This window comes from Azospirillum thiophilum (assembly GCF_001305595.1).
Classification (GTDB): domain Bacteria; phylum Pseudomonadota; class Alphaproteobacteria; order Azospirillales; family Azospirillaceae; genus Azospirillum; species Azospirillum thiophilum.
Map to the genome: position 1 here is coordinate 969,279 of NZ_CP012402.1, position 14,261 is coordinate 983,539.

Genomic DNA, 14,261 nt, shown 5'->3' on the forward strand with positions numbered 1-14,261 from the left:
CTTTCGGAACCGGTCAGGGAAACGGCCACAAGCCGGCTTCGAGGCATCGTGGGCTTGGCCGTCATCGTCGGCAGCATCGGCCTACCGCCCAAGCACAGCCGGTCAGGTGGCAACGACAGGGGAGGACAAGGCATGCAAGATGTTGGTGAAGAGGCGGCGGTACTCCGCCATACGCTTTGCGAGCGGTTGAGCCAGGCGGCGCGAGCGTCCGGCGATTGGCGCATGCTTCAGGCCAGGGACCGCCGTGATTTGGAACCGAGCCTTACCCCGCTGGTTCTTCTCGGAGCCGGATCGGCGATGGCACAGCCGTTCGTGCGGCATGCCATCCGAAACTGGACCGTCATCGGGGTTGTGGACAACGCCCGTCCCGGCCAGCTGCTTGACGGCAGGATGATTCTCGATGATGGCGGACTTCGCGACCTGATTCGGCGCGAACCCTTGGCCGTCGGGGTCATGTGCTGCAATTCCGATGAAGCGGTTGCCCATTTCCGGACATTGTGGCAACCGAGCGGCCGGCCGCTGCTCTCGCTGTTCGAGGCGATGCGCCTTGCCGGGCAATGCCCGACGGACATGATGGGGTCCGTCGCACAAATCGGTGCCCTGGTGGATTGGGAGGCCGGGCGGAACGGCTTTGCCGACGACGCCAGCCGCCGCTGCTTCCTCTCGGTGATGCTCTACCGCCTGACCTGGGACGCCCGCTGGCTGGAGCCGGTCCGGCTTCCTTACCGGGATATGTATTTCTTCACCGATGCGCTCGACATCGGTGAGGACGAGGTGCTGATCGATGGCGGCGCCTTCGACGGCGACACGGTCGCGGCCTTCGCTGCGCGGACACGGGGCACCCACCGCCATATCCACGCCTTCGAAGCCGATCCGGCCAATCTCGGCCCTTTGCAGGATCGGATCGGCTCCATTCCCCGCGTCACCCTCCATCCGGTTGGACTGTGGAGCCATCCGGACACGCTGCGTTTCTCCAGCGGTCAGGGTCCGGGCGGGCGGCTGGGCGAGGGTGGCGACGTGACCGTACCCGTTCAGTCCCTGGACGGTCTCGATATCGGACCGGTGACGCTGATCAAGCTCGACATCGAGGGGGCGGAAATCCAGGCCCTGCACGGAGCGGCGAACCTCATCCGGCGCCACCGCCCCAGACTGACGGTGGCGGTCTATCACGACGTGGACGACTTCGCCGCGATCCCCGACCTGATCGAGACCTTGCGTCCGAACAGCCGCTACCGCCTGCGCCACCACAGCCCGATCCATCACGACACCGTGCTGTATGTCGACTGAACCCCGGCTCCAGGAGCCTGAAGTCCCGGCGTCCGCAGAAGCCCGGCATTGCGGACAAGCATTCTCACGGCCGCCGTCGCGGCCGCTACCGGGACTGGAGACCGGACTTTCCGGCTCCGATATGACTTCCAGGAAACTGCGATCGCTTTCGCGTGACGGCCACCATTTCGCCCTCCTCTCCCCCTGAAGGGAGAGAGGAGGAATGGGACGAAAGCCACTCGGCCGTTGCAGGCTCAGCCGTTGCGGTAGGTGTAGCTGTAGCCGTTGATCGCCGGAGCGCCGCCGAGATGGGCGTAGAGCACCTTCGAGCCTTCGGGGAACCAGCCCTTCTTCACGAGGTCGATCATGCCCTGCATCGACTTGCCCTCATAGACCGGGTCGGTGATCATCGCCTCGGTGCGGGCAGCCAGCCGGATGGCCTCGTTGGTCTCGGCGCTGGGGACGCCGTAGGCGGGATAGGCGTAGTCTTCCAGGATGACGATCTCATCGTCGCGCACCTTGCGGCCAAGCTCGACCAGTTCGGCGGTGTTGTCAACGATCTGGCGGACCTGGTTGCGGGTCTGTTCCGCGGTGCCGGAAGCGTCGATGCCGATCACGCGGTCGGCGCGGTCGTCGGCGGCGAAGCCGACGATCATGCCGGCCTGGGTCGAGCCGGTCACCACGCAGACGACGATGTAGTCGAACTTGAAGCCGAGGTCGGCTTCCTGCTTGCGCACCTCTTCGGCGAAGTTGACGTAGCCGAGGCCGCCATATTTGTGGACCGACGCGCCGGCCGGAATGCCGTAGGGCTTGCCGCCAGCGTCCACGACCGACTGGATCGCCTCTTCCCAGCTCTTGCGGATGCCGATGTCGAAGCCGTCGGGAACGATGCGGCTGTCGGCGCCCATCAGGCGGGTCAGCAGGATGTTGCCGACACGGTCATAGACGGCGTCCTCGTGCGGGACCCAGCTTTCCTGGACCACGACGCACTTCATGCCGATCTTCGCCGCGGTCGCCGCCACCATGCGGGTGTGGTTCGACTGCACGCCGCCGATGGAGACCAACGTGTTGGCCCCCGACGCGATGGCGTCCGGCACGATGTATTCGAGCTTGCGCAGCTTGTTGCCGCCCATGGCAAGGCCGGAGTTGCAGTCGTCGCGCTTGGCGTAGATCTCGACCTTGCCGCCCAGCGCCGCGGTCAGGCGCGGCAGATGCTCGATGGGGGTCGGGCCGAAGGTCAGCGGGTAACGTTCGAAACGGTCGAGGCGCATCGTGTCGGGCTCCAACTGGTAGGATGAGGCAACCGTATCACCCCGTATTTGAAAGGTGCTCTCATAGTTGGCCGTTCAATTTCATCAATGAGACGGCTTGATGCAGATTCACGGGATGAATAGGCTATTTATCGACAGGATATGGAAGGTTCTTTCATGGCTTATGAGCTGGATGCGGTGGACCGCAAGATTCTTCAATATCTTCAAAGGGATGGCCGCATGAGCAATGCCGATGTTGCCGAGGCGGTCCATGTCAGCCCGGCGACCTGCCACCGGCGCACCCAACGCCTGTTCGAGGAGGGCTACATCCGGTCGGTGCGGGCGGAGATCGCCCCGGCCAAGGTGGATCGCGGGACGCTGGTGATCGTCGGGGTCGTGCTGGACCGCTCGACCTCGGAAAGCTTCGGCGAGTTCGAAAAGGCGATCCGCAAGCTGCCCTTCGTTCTGGACTGCCATCTGGTCGCCGGCGATTTCGACTTCTTCTTGAAGATTCGCGTCAGCGACATCGCCGACTTCAACGGCCTGCACGGCGAACAGTTGATCGCGCTGCCCGGCGTGCGGCAGACGCGCACCTTCTTCGTGATGAAGGAAGTGATCGACAACGCCCTGCTGGATTTCTGAGGGCGGCCGCACAGAATTGAAAACCGGCCCCATCGCCGGCCCAGTGGATGGAGCCGGGCGGATGGAACCGGTTGAACAGCGGTCAGACCGGCAGCGGAGAAGCCTGGCGGGCGAGCAGCTTCCAGGCGCCGTCCACCGACTTCCACACCTGAAGCACGCGGATATGCGCGGTGCTGGTCTTGCCGTCCGGCAGGTTGTTGACGCAATCGAAGGTGTGGCGCGCAATGGCCACGTCGCCGACCAGTTGGAACGAATGGTCGCTCAGGTCGATTGCCTTGAAGGCGTTCTTGCCGTCCAGGCCACTGACGAAGGCCGCCTTGTCTTCCAGGCGGCTGTTGGAGTGACCGTAGGTCAACTCGTCCATCGTCATCGCGTCCAGCGCCGCGCCGTCGCCGGCCAGCATGGCGTCGCGCAGGGCGGCGACGGCCGAAGCGATGGTGCCGGATTCGGCGGAATTGTTCGTGAGCATGGCGACCCTCCCGGTCAATTGCAGTCCATGCCCGCCAGGAAGGTGGCGGGCTCACAGATTGATATACTAGTATTCATCTGTGGGCCAGATCTGCATCGGGGTGTGCGCCGGTTGGCCGCAGGAGTCGGACTGTTGAAACCCGGACCGTCACGCCGTGCCATGTCGCAACGGAGTCCGCCTGCCCGGCGGGCTCCGTTCCCCGTCCTCAGTGAGCGTCGGCAACCATGACCGGAAGGGAGCGCACCATCTCGACGGCGACGGCGGCACGGACTTCGTCGGCGGCCAGGATGGCGTTCGCGTTGGAGGTGGCGGCGATCGCGGCAAACAGGGCGACGGCGGCGATGACGCGGACGACGGCGAACTTGGCGGCGAAAACGCGGGATTCGATTTCTTGCGCGGTCATGACTGTCTTCCTTTGAGGTGGTTGGGAGTTCCGAGGGCCATCGCCTCGCTCCGTTGGGAAGAGTTTGTCACAATCACGGCCCGGAAAAAGCACAGACATCACATTGCAGACTGCGTTCTTTCGCATTGCAGCATAGCGCTACGAAAGACGAGGTCGCACCGATGTCTTGTGGCATATAGATATTTCGCAGCGCTACAGGGGGATTTCTGGGGACTTCGCAGCGCTATTACTGGCTGCTGCTTCAACAGTATAAAACAGATGGGTGCGCCTCCGTCAAACGGCAATGGCGGAGGCAGCACCCGTCAACGCCCCGGCGACAGCCGTTCGGCGCTGGCCTTCAGCGTGTCGATCATCATCTCCTGCGCCTCTTCGGTGGTGTCTGCCGGCACGACGAAGCAGATGGTGGCGATGCAGCGCCCGGCCGGATCGCGGACCGGGGCGGCAAGGCAGGTGGTGAAGCGGTCGACCAGGGCGGTGGTGCGGACATAGCCCTGGCTGCGCGCCCGGCCGATGTCCTGCATGAACTCGTCCTCGGCGATGCGACGGCCGTCGGGCAGGATGAAATCCTCGGGCGGAATGAAGCGCAGGATCTCGTCCCGGTTCAGATTGTCGACCAGCAGCCGGCCCGATGCCGTCCAGGGGATCGGCACCTTGATCCCGATCTCCGAACTGATGCGGAACATGCGCCGGCCCGGCTCGTTCAGCACGACCAGATATTTATCGCCGTCCAGCGTGCAGAACTGCGCCGTCTCCCCCACCATCTCGGCGATGTGGGCGACCTCGACCCGTGCCTTGCGGATCAGGTCGACGCTGTCGAGGTAGTCGCTGCCGTAATAATGCATGGCCGGCCCGAAATAGACCGTGCCGTCACCATCGCGCAGTTCCAGCCAGCGCGCCTCAACCAGCGTGTTGACCAGTTCGTACATGGTGGAGCGCGGGGTTCCGGTGTCGCGCGCTATGTCGGCGATCCGCGTCGGCGCCCGGCGGCTGTGCAGATGCTCCATCAGCGCGATGACGCGGTCGATGCCGCGGGCACGGCCCGTCGGCTTCTCCTCAACCTGCTTTTCCGCCACCTGCTTTTCCGCCACTCCGCCGCCCTTCATCTGATCCGCGCCCCTCTTTTGCTCTGCAACACCGATTAGCACGCGGTTTTTCGGCTTGCCAGCGCTCATTGTCCGATATACCGTTCGCTTGTCTGGAATACAAGACCGACGTCCGATATTTCGGACAAACGGTTCGGGAGACGGAAATGACAGGGATTACGCGACGTCTGTTCAACACCGCCCTCGGCACGACGCTTGCCGTCGGCGGACTTTCCTCCGGTGTCCTGGGGACCTGGACCACCCCCGCGCAGGCCCAGCAGGGCGGCGCGTCGGTCGTCACCGTCGCCACCATCGGCGAGCCGCCGACGCTGGACCCGGTCGGCACCACGTCCGATCTGGTCAGCATCATCACCCAGCACATGTTCGAGACGCTGTTCACCTTCGACGGCGACTGGAAGCTGGCCCCGCTGGTCGCATCGGCCCTGCCGCAGGTGTCGGCGGACGGCAAGACCTACACCATCCCGCTGCGCAGCGGCGTCACCTTCCATGACGGCAGCACCGTCACGGCCGACGACGTCGTCGCCTCGCTCGACCATTGGACCAAGGCCTCGCCGCGCGGCAAGACCGTCGCCCCGCTGGTGGAGAGCATCACGGCCAAGGGCGCCGACGCCGTCGTCATCGCGCTGAAGGAACCCTTCGCGCCGCTGACCGCGCTCCTGGCGATGAACAACGGCGCCGCGGCCATCGTGCCGAAATCGGTGATCGACGGGCCGGGCGCCCTGAAGTCGCTGGTCGGCACCGGCCCCTACAAGCTGCTGGAGCACAAGCCCGACCAGTATATCCGGCTGGTCCGCCACGACGGCTACGCCTCGCCCGCCGGCACGCCCAGCGGCTATGCCGGCAGCCGCAAGGCCGTCATCGGCGAGGTGCGCTTCGTCCCGGTGCCGAACGCCGCCACCCGCGTTTCGGGCGTCCTGGCCGGCCAGTACCAGTTCGCCGACAGCCTGCCGGCGGAGACCCTGCCGCGCATCAAGGACGCCGCCGGCGTCAAGCCCGTGATCGTCAAGCCCTTCGGCTTCCCGCTGATGATCATGAACACCAAGACCGGCGTGATGGCGAACCAGAAGGTGCGTCAGGCGGTCCTGGCGGCGCTGGAGCCGAACGACATGCTGCTGGCCGGCCTCGGCGATCCCGCCTTCGTCCAGGCGGAGGGGTCGATCTACGCCCAGGGCACGCCCTATTACGACGCGGCCAGCGCCAAGCCCTATGCCGACCATGCGGCCGGCAAGGCGGCGGAGCTGCTGAAGGCCGCGGGCTACAAGGGCGAGCCGATCCGCATCATGACCTCGGTGCAGTACGAGTTCCTCTACAAGATGAGCATGGTCGCGCAGGCCCAGCTCGAACTCGCCGGCTTCAAGGTCGATCTCCAGGTGCTGGACTGGGCGACGCTGCTGCAGCGCCGCGGCGACGACAAGGGTTGGGACGCCTTCTTCACGTACCATACCTTCGTGCCCGAGCCGTCACTGATCACGGTGCTGAACCCCAGCTATCCCGGCTGGTGGGACAGCCCGGCCAAGCGCGAGGCGCTGGCCGCCTTCAACCGCGAGATGGACCCGGCGGCGCGCAAGACGAAATGGGTGACGCTGCAGACCCTGTTCTACAGCGAGGTGCCCAGCGTCAAGGTCGGCGAATTCTACAACCTTGCCGCCAGCAGCGACAAGCTGACCGGCTACACGCCGACCCCCTGGCCCTTCTTCTGGAACACCGACCTGAAGAGCTGAGGGCGACTGAAAACTCCCTCTCCTGAATACCCCCTCTCCCCCCGCTCACGCGCAAACGACGTTTGCGCTGACGCGACAGGCGGACCTTTGGTCCGCCGAAAGCGGGGAGAGGGTCGGGGTGAGGGGGAGGCACTTGGTGGATTCCCCCGGCAAAGGGCCGCCGCGCATCCCCCTCACCCTAACCCTCTCCCCGGGGGGGAGAGGGGATCGCTCGTTCGCGATTTTTTCCTCGGTCCGGGACCGCAATCATGCTCGTTTACATCGTCCGCCGGTTCGCCGGCATGATGATCGTCATGCTGCTCGTCGCCATGGTGGTCTTCGTGATCGCCCGCGTGGTGCCGGGCGACCCCGCCGCCGTCATGCTGGGCTCCTCCGCCACGCCGGAGGATGTCGCGGCCCTGCGCGGCCGGCTCGGGCTCGACGAACCGCTGCTGACGCAGTTCCTGCTCTATCTCGGGCAGATCGTCCGCTTCGACCTCGGGGAATCCATCTTCCTCAACCGGCCGGTGGCCCAGGCGCTGGCCGAACGGTCGGAACTGACGGCGCTGCTGACGATGATGTCGGTCGGCATCGCCATGCTGATCGGCGTGCCGGTCGGTATCCTGTCGGCGGCCAAGCGCGGCGGCCTGATCGACCAGACGGCCGTCGGCCTCGCCATGCTGGCGGCCAGCGTGCCCAGCTTCTGGATCGGGCTGACGCTGATCAAGTATCTGGCGGTCGACCATGCCTGGTTCCCGGTCGCAGGATATGGCCCGCCCGAAGCCGACCTGATGGAGCGGATGCGCCATCTGGTGCTGCCGGCAATCGCGCTCGGCATTCCGAATTCCGCGCTGATCCTGCGCTTCACCCGCACCAGCATGCTGGACGTGCTGAGCCACGACTATGTCCGCACCGCGCGGGCCAAGGGGCTGCCGCCGCTGGTCGTGGTGTTGAAGCATGCGCTGCGCAACGCGATGATCCCCATCCTGACGGTGATCGGCCTGACCACCGCGGTGATGATCGCCGGCGCCATCGTGACGGAGACCGTGTTCGGCCTGCCCGGCGTCGGCAACCTGATCGTCTCGGCCGTGCTGCGCCGCGACTATCCGGTCATCCAGGGCGCCCTGCTGGTGGTGTCCGCCATCTATGTGCTGATCAACCTGACGGTCGACCTGCTCTATGCCGTGGTCGATCCGCGGGTCCGTTACTGACGAGGGAGGGTTTCCATGGCAAGCGTTCCCGCCGATCCCGGCGCCGTTCCCCTTCCCTCCTCCGCCAGGCCCCAGCGCAGCCGGTCGCCCTTCGCCCTGCTGCTGCGCCAGCTGTTCCGCCGGCGGCTGGTGGTGCTGTCCTTCCTGGTCATGGTGGCGATCCTGGCGGTGGCGCTGCTGGCGCCCTGGATCACCCCCTTCAATCCGATGAAGATGGACATCCTCGGCCGGCTGAAGCCGCCGTCGGCCGCCCATTGGTTCGGCACCGACGAATATGGGCGCGACGTGCTGTCCCGCGTGATGCTGGGCGCCCGGCTGTCGCTGCTGGTCGGGCTGCTGGTGGTGGTGGTGGCGACGCTGCTCGGCACGCTGCTTGGGCTGGCCGCCGGCTATATCCGGCCGCTGGACGGCGTGCTGATGCGGCTGACCGACGCGCTGATGGCCTTTCCCGACATCCTGCTGGCCATCGCCTTCATGGCGGCGCTGGGTCCGTCGCTCTACAACGTCGTGCTGGCGCTGGGCATCGTCTACACCCCGCGGGTCGCCCGCGTGGTGCGCGCCGCCTGCCTGGTGGTGCGCGAGATGCCCTTCATCGAGGCGGCGACGGCGCTCGGCGCGTCGACCCCGCGCATCGTCTTCCTGCACATCCTGCCCAACCTGATGTCGCCGATCCTGGTGCAGGCGACCTTCATCTTCGCCTACGCCATCCTGACGGAGGCGGCGCTGTCCTTCCTCGGCGTCGGCGTGCCGCCGACCACCCCGACCTGGGGCAACATGATCGCCGGCGCCCAGCAGTATTTCCAGCAGGCCGACTGGCTGATCCTGTTCCCCGGCTGCGCCATCGTCCTGACCGTGCTGTCGTTGCAGATCGTCGGCGACGGGCTGCGCGACGCCCTAGACCCCCGGCTCCAGAAGGCGAAGTGAGATGAGTGCCTCTGCCATCCTCATCCGGGGCGCCCGCGTCATCGACGGCACCGGCGCCCCCTGGTTCCCCGCCGACGTCCTGGTCGAGCATGGCCGCGTCGCCGCCGTCGGCCCGACGCTGGAGGCGCCCGGCGCCGACCTGCTGGAGGCGCAGGGCCGCTTCCTTGCCCCCGGCTTCATCGACGCCCATTGCCACGACGACCTGATCCAGCTACGCCAGCCCGGCCGGCCGGAGAAGGTGGCGCAGGGCGTCACCACCGTGGTGGTCGGCAACTGCTCCTTCGGGCTCTACCCGCAGAGCCCGGCCAGCGCCGGCCCGCTCCGCGAGCATTTCGGCAACCTGCTGGGCACCGTCGCCTCCGAAGAGACCTTCGCCGATTTCGCCGCCTACCGCGCGGCGCTCGACGGGCGCGGCACCGCCATCAACCTCGTCTCGCTGGTCGGCCACGCCGCGCTGCGCCTCGCCGTCATGGGCTGGCAGAACCGCGCCGCCACGGCGGAAGAGCGCGAGGCGATGGCGGCCCTGCTGGCGGACCAGCTGTGCCAGGGCGCGCACGGCCTGTCGCTCGGCCTCGTCTATCCGCCCAGCGCCTGGGCCGACCGCGCCGAGTTGGTGCGGCTGGCGGAAGTGGTGGCGGCGCATGGCGCGCTGCTGACCGCTCATGTCCGCTCCTACGAGGGCGGACTGATCGCCTCGGTCGACGAGTTCCTGGAGCTGCTGAAGGCCGGCGGGGCGAGCGGCCTGCTCTCCCACCTGCAAGCCGCCGGACGGCCCTATTGGGGCAGCCTGCCGCGGGCAGTCGAGCGGCTGGCGATCGCGCGTAGGGGGGGCACCGACGTCAGTTTCGACATGTACCCCTACCCGGCCGGCTCCAGCACCATCCTGCAGCTGCTGCCGCCCTCTGCGCTGGACGGCGGGGTCGACGCGCTGCTGGCCCGCATGGCCGATGTGGACGGACTGGCGGCGCTGCGCCGCGCGGTCGAGGAGGGCGAGGCGCCGCTTGATGCCGGCTGGGAATCCAAGATCCGCCTGATCGGCTGGGAGAATGTCCGCATCGGCGGCGTCGGCGAGCCGGATCTGCGCACGCTGGAAGGGCTGTCGCTGGCCGAGATCGCCGAGGTGGCGAAGGAGCCGCCCTTCGACACGCTGGTCCGGCTGATCCGCGCCGACCGCGGCCGGACCAACATAGTCATGTTCCAGCTGGCCGAGGCCGATCTGGAAACCGCGCTGTCGCACCCGCTGCACATGCTGGGTTCCGACGGGCTGCCACGCGAGACCGGCAAGCCGCATCCGCGCGCCTTCGGCAGCTTCCCGCGCTATCTCGTCCGCGCCATCAAAGGCGAGGGGCAGCTGGGGCTTGAGGATGCTGTGCGCCACATGACCGCCGTCCCGGCGCAACGCTTCGGGCTGGCCGACCGCGGGCTGGTCCGGCCGGGCATGGCGGCCGACCTCGCCCTGTTCACCGCCGACGTGGTGGACCGCGCGACCTTCCAGGACCCGACGCAGCCGCCGCACGGCATCACCGACGTGCTGGTCGCCGGACAATTCGTGCTCCGCGACGGCGGGCACACCGGCGCACGGCCGGGCAAGGCGCTGGCCCGCGCCTGACAGGTCAAACCATTTCCATACTCACTTTCCATACCAATGAGGACCCGATGACCAACCGCAAGCCGATCTTCGCCGAAAAGGGTGCGAAGCCCGCCGGCCAGTACAGCCATGCCATCGTCGCGAACGGCTTCGTCTATGTGTCGGGCCAGGGGCCGCACCATCCGGAAACCGGCGCGCTGCCCGAGGATTTCGCAGGCGAGGTCCGCCAGACCCTGCGCAACCTGGAGATCATCCTGAAGGCCGCCGGCACCGACCTCGCCCATGTGGTGAAGGTGAACAGCTATCTCAGCGACCTCGGCCGTTTCCAGGAATACAACGCCCTCTATTCGGAGTTCTTCCCGACCGAGCCGCCGGCCCGCACCACCATCGGCTGCGAGCTGAACAACATCCAGGTGGAGATCGACTGCATCGCCGTCCTGCCGTCCGCCGGGTAAGATCGCCTGCCTCCGGCCGATCCCGTCCCGTTGACGGCCGGGATCGGCCCATTCCCTTCATTCCGCGTTCCGGAGCAGTCCAATGCGCGTCGACGACCTCGACACCCCCGTTCCCGTCATCGACCTCGACCGGGTCGAGCATAACCTTGCCAAGATGCAGGCATATTGCGACCGGCACGGGTTGGCGCTGCGCCCGCACATCAAGACCCACAAGCTTCCCCAATTCGCGCTCCGCCAGATCGAGCTGGGCACCGTCGGCATCACCTGCCAGAAGATCGGCGAGGCGCTGGTGATGGCCGAGGCCGGCTGCACCGACATCCTGCTGACCTACCCCATCGTCGGCGCCGCCAAGGTCAAGCCGCTGGCCGAGCTGGCCGGCAAGACCAGGCTCAGCGTCGCGCTGGACAATGCGGTGGCGCTCGACACCGTGGCGGCAGCCGCGGCGCAAGCCGGCATCGAGATCGGCATCCTGGTCGAGTTCGACAGCGGCGACGGCCGTTGCGGCGTGCAGACCCCGGGCGAGGTTCTGGCGCTGGCCCGCCGCGCCGCCGGCAACGGGCTGACCCGCTTCCGCGGCCTGATGACCTATCCGCGCGGCCCCCGCACCGTGCCCTTCGTCGCCGAGACGCGCGCCCTGCTGGACGGTGCCGGCATCGCGGTGGAGACGGTGTCGGTCGGCGGCACCCCCGGCTGCTGGGACACCCACGAGCTTCCCGGCGTGACCGAGCTGCGCGTCGGCACCTACATCTACCATGACCGCGCCACCGTGGGCGCCGGCGTGGCGACGCTGGACGAGTGCGCCGTGCATGTCCTCGCCACCGTGGTCAGCCGCCCGACATCCGACCGCGCCGTGCTGGACTGCGGCAGCAAGACGCTGTCGAGCGACCGCGTCGCCCCGTCGGTCGGCGACGGGTACGGCCTGATCCTCGACTACCCCGACGCGGTGATCGTCCGCGTCAACGAGGAGCATGCGGTGGTCGATTTGAGCAAGTGCGAGGCAAGGCCCGCCATCGGCGACCGCGTGCGCATCCTGCCCAACCATGTCTGCGTGGTGACCAACCTGCACGACCGCATGGCGGTCAGCCGCAACGGCGAGGTCGTCGGCGACTGGCCGGTGCCGGCCCGCGGCTGCACGCGCTGACCCGAACCCGCCGATCAAAGTTCCGGATTTCCGCCATGGACGCTGACATCACGCTCGACATCCGCAACCTGCAAACCCACTTCACCGCCGATCCCGGCGTGTCGAAGGCGGTGGACGGCGTTTCCTTCGCCGTCCGCCGCAACGAGACGCTGGCCGTCGTCGGCGAATCCGGCAGCGGCAAGTCGGTGACCAGCCTGTCGGCGATGCGGCTGATCCCGTCGCCGCCTGGCATCATCGCCGGCGGCGAGATCCTGTTCCGTGGCCGCGACGGCCAGGTGCGCGACCTCGCCCGCCTCAGCGAGCGCGCGATGCGCAGCGTCCGCGGCAACGAGATCGGCATGATCTTCCAGGAGCCGATGACCTCGCTGAACCCGGTCTACACCGTCGGCGACCAGATCGGCGAGGCGCTGCGCTACCACCAGGGCCTCGACCGCAAGGAGGCGCGGGCCGAGGCGCTCGCCATGCTGAAGAAGGTCGGCATCCCGGCGGCGGACCGGCGGCTTGACGAATATCCGCACCAAATGTCGGGCGGCATGCGCCAGCGCGTGATGATCGCCATGGCGCTGGCCTGCCGCCCAACCCTGCTGATCGCCGACGAGCCGACGACGGCGCTGGACGTGACCATCCAGGCGCAGATCCTCGATCTGATGCGGCGCCTCCAGGAGGAGACCGGCACCTCGATCCTGTTCATCACCCACAATCTGGGCGTGGTGGCCGAGGTGGCGCACCGGGTGGTGGTGATGTATGCCGGCCGCATCGTCGAGGAGGGCGACGTGCGCTCCCTGCTGAAATCGCCCAAGCACCCCTACACCCGCGGGCTTTTGGCCTGCATGCCGCATCTGGGCCAGCGCCGCGGCGACGGTGGCCGGCTGCACGCCATCCCCGGCAGCGTGCCGAGCCCGGTGAACCGCCCGGCCGGCTGCACCTTCGCCCCGCGCTGCCCGCTGGCCGAGCCGGCCTGCACCGCAACCGAACCCGTGCTTGAGCCGGTCGGCCCCGACCATTCCGCCCGCTGCCGCCGCTGGAGAGACGTGCAATGACCGCCGAGACCGTGACCGCCGATGTTTCGACCGAACAGCCCCTGCTGAGCGTCCGCAACCTGGAAAAGCGCTTTCCAGTGCGCGGCGGGCTGCTGCAACGGCCGGTCGGCTGGGTCAAGGCGGTGGACGACCTGTCCTTCGACCTGAACCGCGGCGAGGTGCTGGGGCTGGTCGGCGAGTCCGGATCGGGCAAGACCACGGCGGGGCGCAGCATCCTGCGGCTGATCGAGCCGACCGGCGGTTCCATCCGCTTCGACGGCCAGGAGATCACCGGGCTGGCGACGGCGGAGATGCGGGCGCAGCGCCGCCGCATGCAGATCGTCTTCCAGGATCCCTATGCCAGCCTCGATCCGCGCCAGCGCGTGCGCGAGGTCATCGGCGAGGCGCTGGTGATCCATGGCATCGGCAGCCGCGCCGACCGCCGCGACCGCGTGGCGGCCTTGCTGGAGAAGGTCGGGTTGAGCGCCGACGCGATGGACCGTTTCCCGCACGAATTCTCCGGCGGCCAGCGCCAGCGCATCGGCATCGCCCGCGCACTCGCGGTCGAACCCGACTTCATCGTCGCCGACGAGCCGGTGTCGGCGCTCGACGTCTCGGTGCAGGCCCAGGTGGTCAACCTGCTGGGCGATCTGCAACGGGAATTGGGGCTGGCGGTGCTGTTCATCGCCCATGATCTGGCGGTGGTGCGCTACATCAGCGACCGGGTGGCGGTGATGTATCTCGGCCGGCTGATGGAGATCGCGCCGAGCGACAGCCTCTACGAGCGCCCGCGCCATCCCTACACCATGGCGCTGCTGTCGGCGGCTCCCGACCCGGACCCCGACGCGCCGAAGTCCCGCATGCTGCTGGACGGCGACGTACCGAGCCCGATGAACCCGCCGTCCGGCTGCGTCTTCCGCACCCGCTGCCCCTTCGCCCTGCCGGCCTGTGCTGAACCGGAAGCGCGGGCGCTGCGCGAGGTGGCGCCGGGGCATTCGGTGGCGTGCATCCGGGATGATGTGGTGGTGGGGTGAGGGGACGGTTGCGCCACCAACGGACTTTGAGCTCCGCCCCGAAGCAACCCCGCCAA

14 protein-coding genes are annotated in these 14,261 nt (G+C 67.6%); 10 read left to right on the plus strand and 4 right to left on the minus strand.

Annotation, left to right across the window (positions count from 1 at the left end; genetic code table 11):
* Positions 1-54: 54 nt before the first annotated feature.
* Complete coding sequence (locus AL072_RS17850) at positions 55-1,287, plus strand: FkbM family methyltransferase (RefSeq protein ID WP_158511078.1); 1,233 nt, start codon at positions 55-57, stop codon at positions 1,285-1,287.
* A 233-nt stretch (positions 1,288-1,520) separates the two neighbouring features.
* Here AL072_RS17850 and AL072_RS17855 read toward each other — a convergent pair whose 3' ends face one another.
* Positions 1,521-2,537 (minus strand): 1-aminocyclopropane-1-carboxylate deaminase, encoded by a 1,017-nt coding sequence (locus AL072_RS17855; RefSeq protein WP_045582941.1) that lies wholly within the window; start codon positions 2,535-2,537, stop codon positions 1,521-1,523.
* A 219-nt stretch (positions 2,538-2,756) separates the two neighbouring features.
* Between AL072_RS17855 and AL072_RS17860 the strand changes: the two genes are divergently transcribed.
* Positions 2,757-3,158: an Lrp/AsnC family transcriptional regulator gene (locus AL072_RS17860; RefSeq protein WP_425388597.1), complete on the plus strand. Its 402-nt coding sequence runs from the start codon at positions 2,757-2,759 to the stop codon at positions 3,156-3,158.
* A gap of 82 nt (positions 3,159-3,240) precedes the next feature.
* Here AL072_RS17860 and AL072_RS17865 read toward each other — a convergent pair whose 3' ends face one another.
* The 3 genes from AL072_RS17865 to AL072_RS17875 all read right to left on the minus strand — a co-directional run bounded on the left by AL072_RS17865 (position 3,241) and on the right by AL072_RS17875 (position 5,133).
* Positions 3,241-3,627, minus strand: coding sequence for a nuclear transport factor 2 family protein (locus tag AL072_RS17865; RefSeq protein WP_052710088.1), 387 nt, complete (start codon positions 3,625-3,627; stop codon positions 3,241-3,243).
* Between the two features lie 205 nt (positions 3,628-3,832).
* On the minus strand, positions 3,833-4,030 hold the full coding sequence (locus tag AL072_RS17870) for a hypothetical protein (protein ID WP_045582938.1): 198 nt from the start codon (positions 4,028-4,030) through the stop codon (positions 3,833-3,835).
* Positions 4,031-4,332: 302 nt separating this feature from the next.
* Positions 4,333-5,133 (minus strand): IclR family transcriptional regulator, encoded by an 801-nt coding sequence (locus tag AL072_RS17875; protein ID WP_045582937.1) that lies wholly within the window; start codon positions 5,131-5,133, stop codon positions 4,333-4,335.
* A gap of 146 nt (positions 5,134-5,279) precedes the next feature.
* On the opposite strand from AL072_RS17875, the gene AL072_RS17880 reads away from it, so the two are divergent.
* The 8 genes from AL072_RS17880 (at position 5,280) to AL072_RS17915 (ending at position 14,205) form a co-directional block, all read left to right on the plus strand.
* Complete coding sequence (locus tag AL072_RS17880) at positions 5,280-6,854, plus strand: ABC transporter substrate-binding protein (RefSeq protein WP_082109022.1); 1,575 nt, start codon at positions 5,280-5,282, stop codon at positions 6,852-6,854.
* Positions 6,855-7,102: 248 nt separating this feature from the next.
* Positions 7,103-8,044 carry an ABC transporter permease gene (locus AL072_RS17885; protein WP_045582936.1) on the plus strand — a complete coding sequence of 314 codons (942 nt, stop codon included), beginning with the start codon at positions 7,103-7,105 and terminating at the stop codon, positions 8,042-8,044.
* A gap of 15 nt (positions 8,045-8,059) precedes the next feature.
* Positions 8,060-8,968: an ABC transporter permease gene (locus AL072_RS17890; protein ID WP_082109020.1), complete on the plus strand. Its 909-nt coding sequence runs from the start codon at positions 8,060-8,062 to the stop codon at positions 8,966-8,968.
* Position 8,969: 1 nt separating this feature from the next.
* Entirely contained in the window at positions 8,970-10,577 is a 1,608-nt protein-coding gene (locus AL072_RS17895; protein WP_045582935.1) for an N-acyl-D-amino-acid deacylase family protein, read from the plus strand.
* A 47-nt stretch (positions 10,578-10,624) separates the two neighbouring features.
* Positions 10,625-11,011 carry a RidA family protein gene (locus AL072_RS17900; protein ID WP_045582934.1) on the plus strand — a complete coding sequence of 129 codons (387 nt, stop codon included), beginning with the start codon at positions 10,625-10,627 and terminating at the stop codon, positions 11,009-11,011.
* A gap of 82 nt (positions 11,012-11,093) precedes the next feature.
* On the plus strand, positions 11,094-12,152 hold the full coding sequence (locus AL072_RS17905) for a D-TA family PLP-dependent enzyme (protein WP_045582933.1): 1,059 nt from the start codon (positions 11,094-11,096) through the stop codon (positions 12,150-12,152).
* A 35-nt stretch (positions 12,153-12,187) separates the two neighbouring features.
* Entirely contained in the window at positions 12,188-13,192 is a 1,005-nt protein-coding gene (locus AL072_RS17910) for an ABC transporter ATP-binding protein (protein ID WP_045582932.1), read from the plus strand.
* The gene (locus AL072_RS17915; RefSeq protein ID WP_045582931.1) at positions 13,189-14,205 is read left to right on the plus strand and encodes an ABC transporter ATP-binding protein; all 1,017 of its coding nucleotides are present in this window, start codon (positions 13,189-13,191) and stop codon (positions 14,203-14,205) included. Before AL072_RS17910 ends, AL072_RS17915 begins: the two co-directional genes overlap by 4 nt.
* The last annotated feature ends 56 nt before the right edge of the window (positions 14,206-14,261 follow it).

Coding starts and splice junctions, on each gene's coding strand:
- AL072_RS17855 (WP_045582941.1), bottom strand. CDS start 2,537: ATGCGCCTCGACCGTTTCGAACGTTACCCGCTGACCTTCGGCCCGACC.
- AL072_RS17860 (WP_425388597.1), top strand. CDS start 2,757: ATGAGCAATGCCGATGTTGCCGAGGCGGTCCATGTCAGCCCGGCGACC.
- AL072_RS17865 (WP_052710088.1), bottom strand. CDS start 3,627: ATGCTCACGAACAATTCCGCCGAATCCGGCACCATCGCTTCGGCCGTC.
- AL072_RS17870 (WP_045582938.1), bottom strand. CDS start 4,030: ATGACCGCGCAAGAAATCGAATCCCGCGTTTTCGCCGCCAAGTTCGCC.
- AL072_RS17875 (WP_045582937.1), bottom strand. CDS start 5,133: ATGAAGGGCGGCGGAGTGGCGGAAAAGCAGGTGGCGGAAAAGCAGGTT.
- AL072_RS17880 (WP_082109022.1), top strand. CDS start 5,280: ATGACAGGGATTACGCGACGTCTGTTCAACACCGCCCTCGGCACGACG.
- AL072_RS17885 (WP_045582936.1), top strand. CDS start 7,103: ATGCTCGTTTACATCGTCCGCCGGTTCGCCGGCATGATGATCGTCATG.
- AL072_RS17890 (WP_082109020.1), top strand. CDS start 8,060: ATGGCAAGCGTTCCCGCCGATCCCGGCGCCGTTCCCCTTCCCTCCTCC.
- AL072_RS17895 (WP_045582935.1), top strand. CDS start 8,970: ATGAGTGCCTCTGCCATCCTCATCCGGGGCGCCCGCGTCATCGACGGC.
- AL072_RS17900 (WP_045582934.1), top strand. CDS start 10,625: ATGACCAACCGCAAGCCGATCTTCGCCGAAAAGGGTGCGAAGCCCGCC.
- AL072_RS17905 (WP_045582933.1), top strand. CDS start 11,094: ATGCGCGTCGACGACCTCGACACCCCCGTTCCCGTCATCGACCTCGAC.
- AL072_RS17910 (WP_045582932.1), top strand. CDS start 12,188: ATGGACGCTGACATCACGCTCGACATCCGCAACCTGCAAACCCACTTC.
- AL072_RS17915 (WP_045582931.1), top strand. CDS start 13,189: ATGACCGCCGAGACCGTGACCGCCGATGTTTCGACCGAACAGCCCCTG.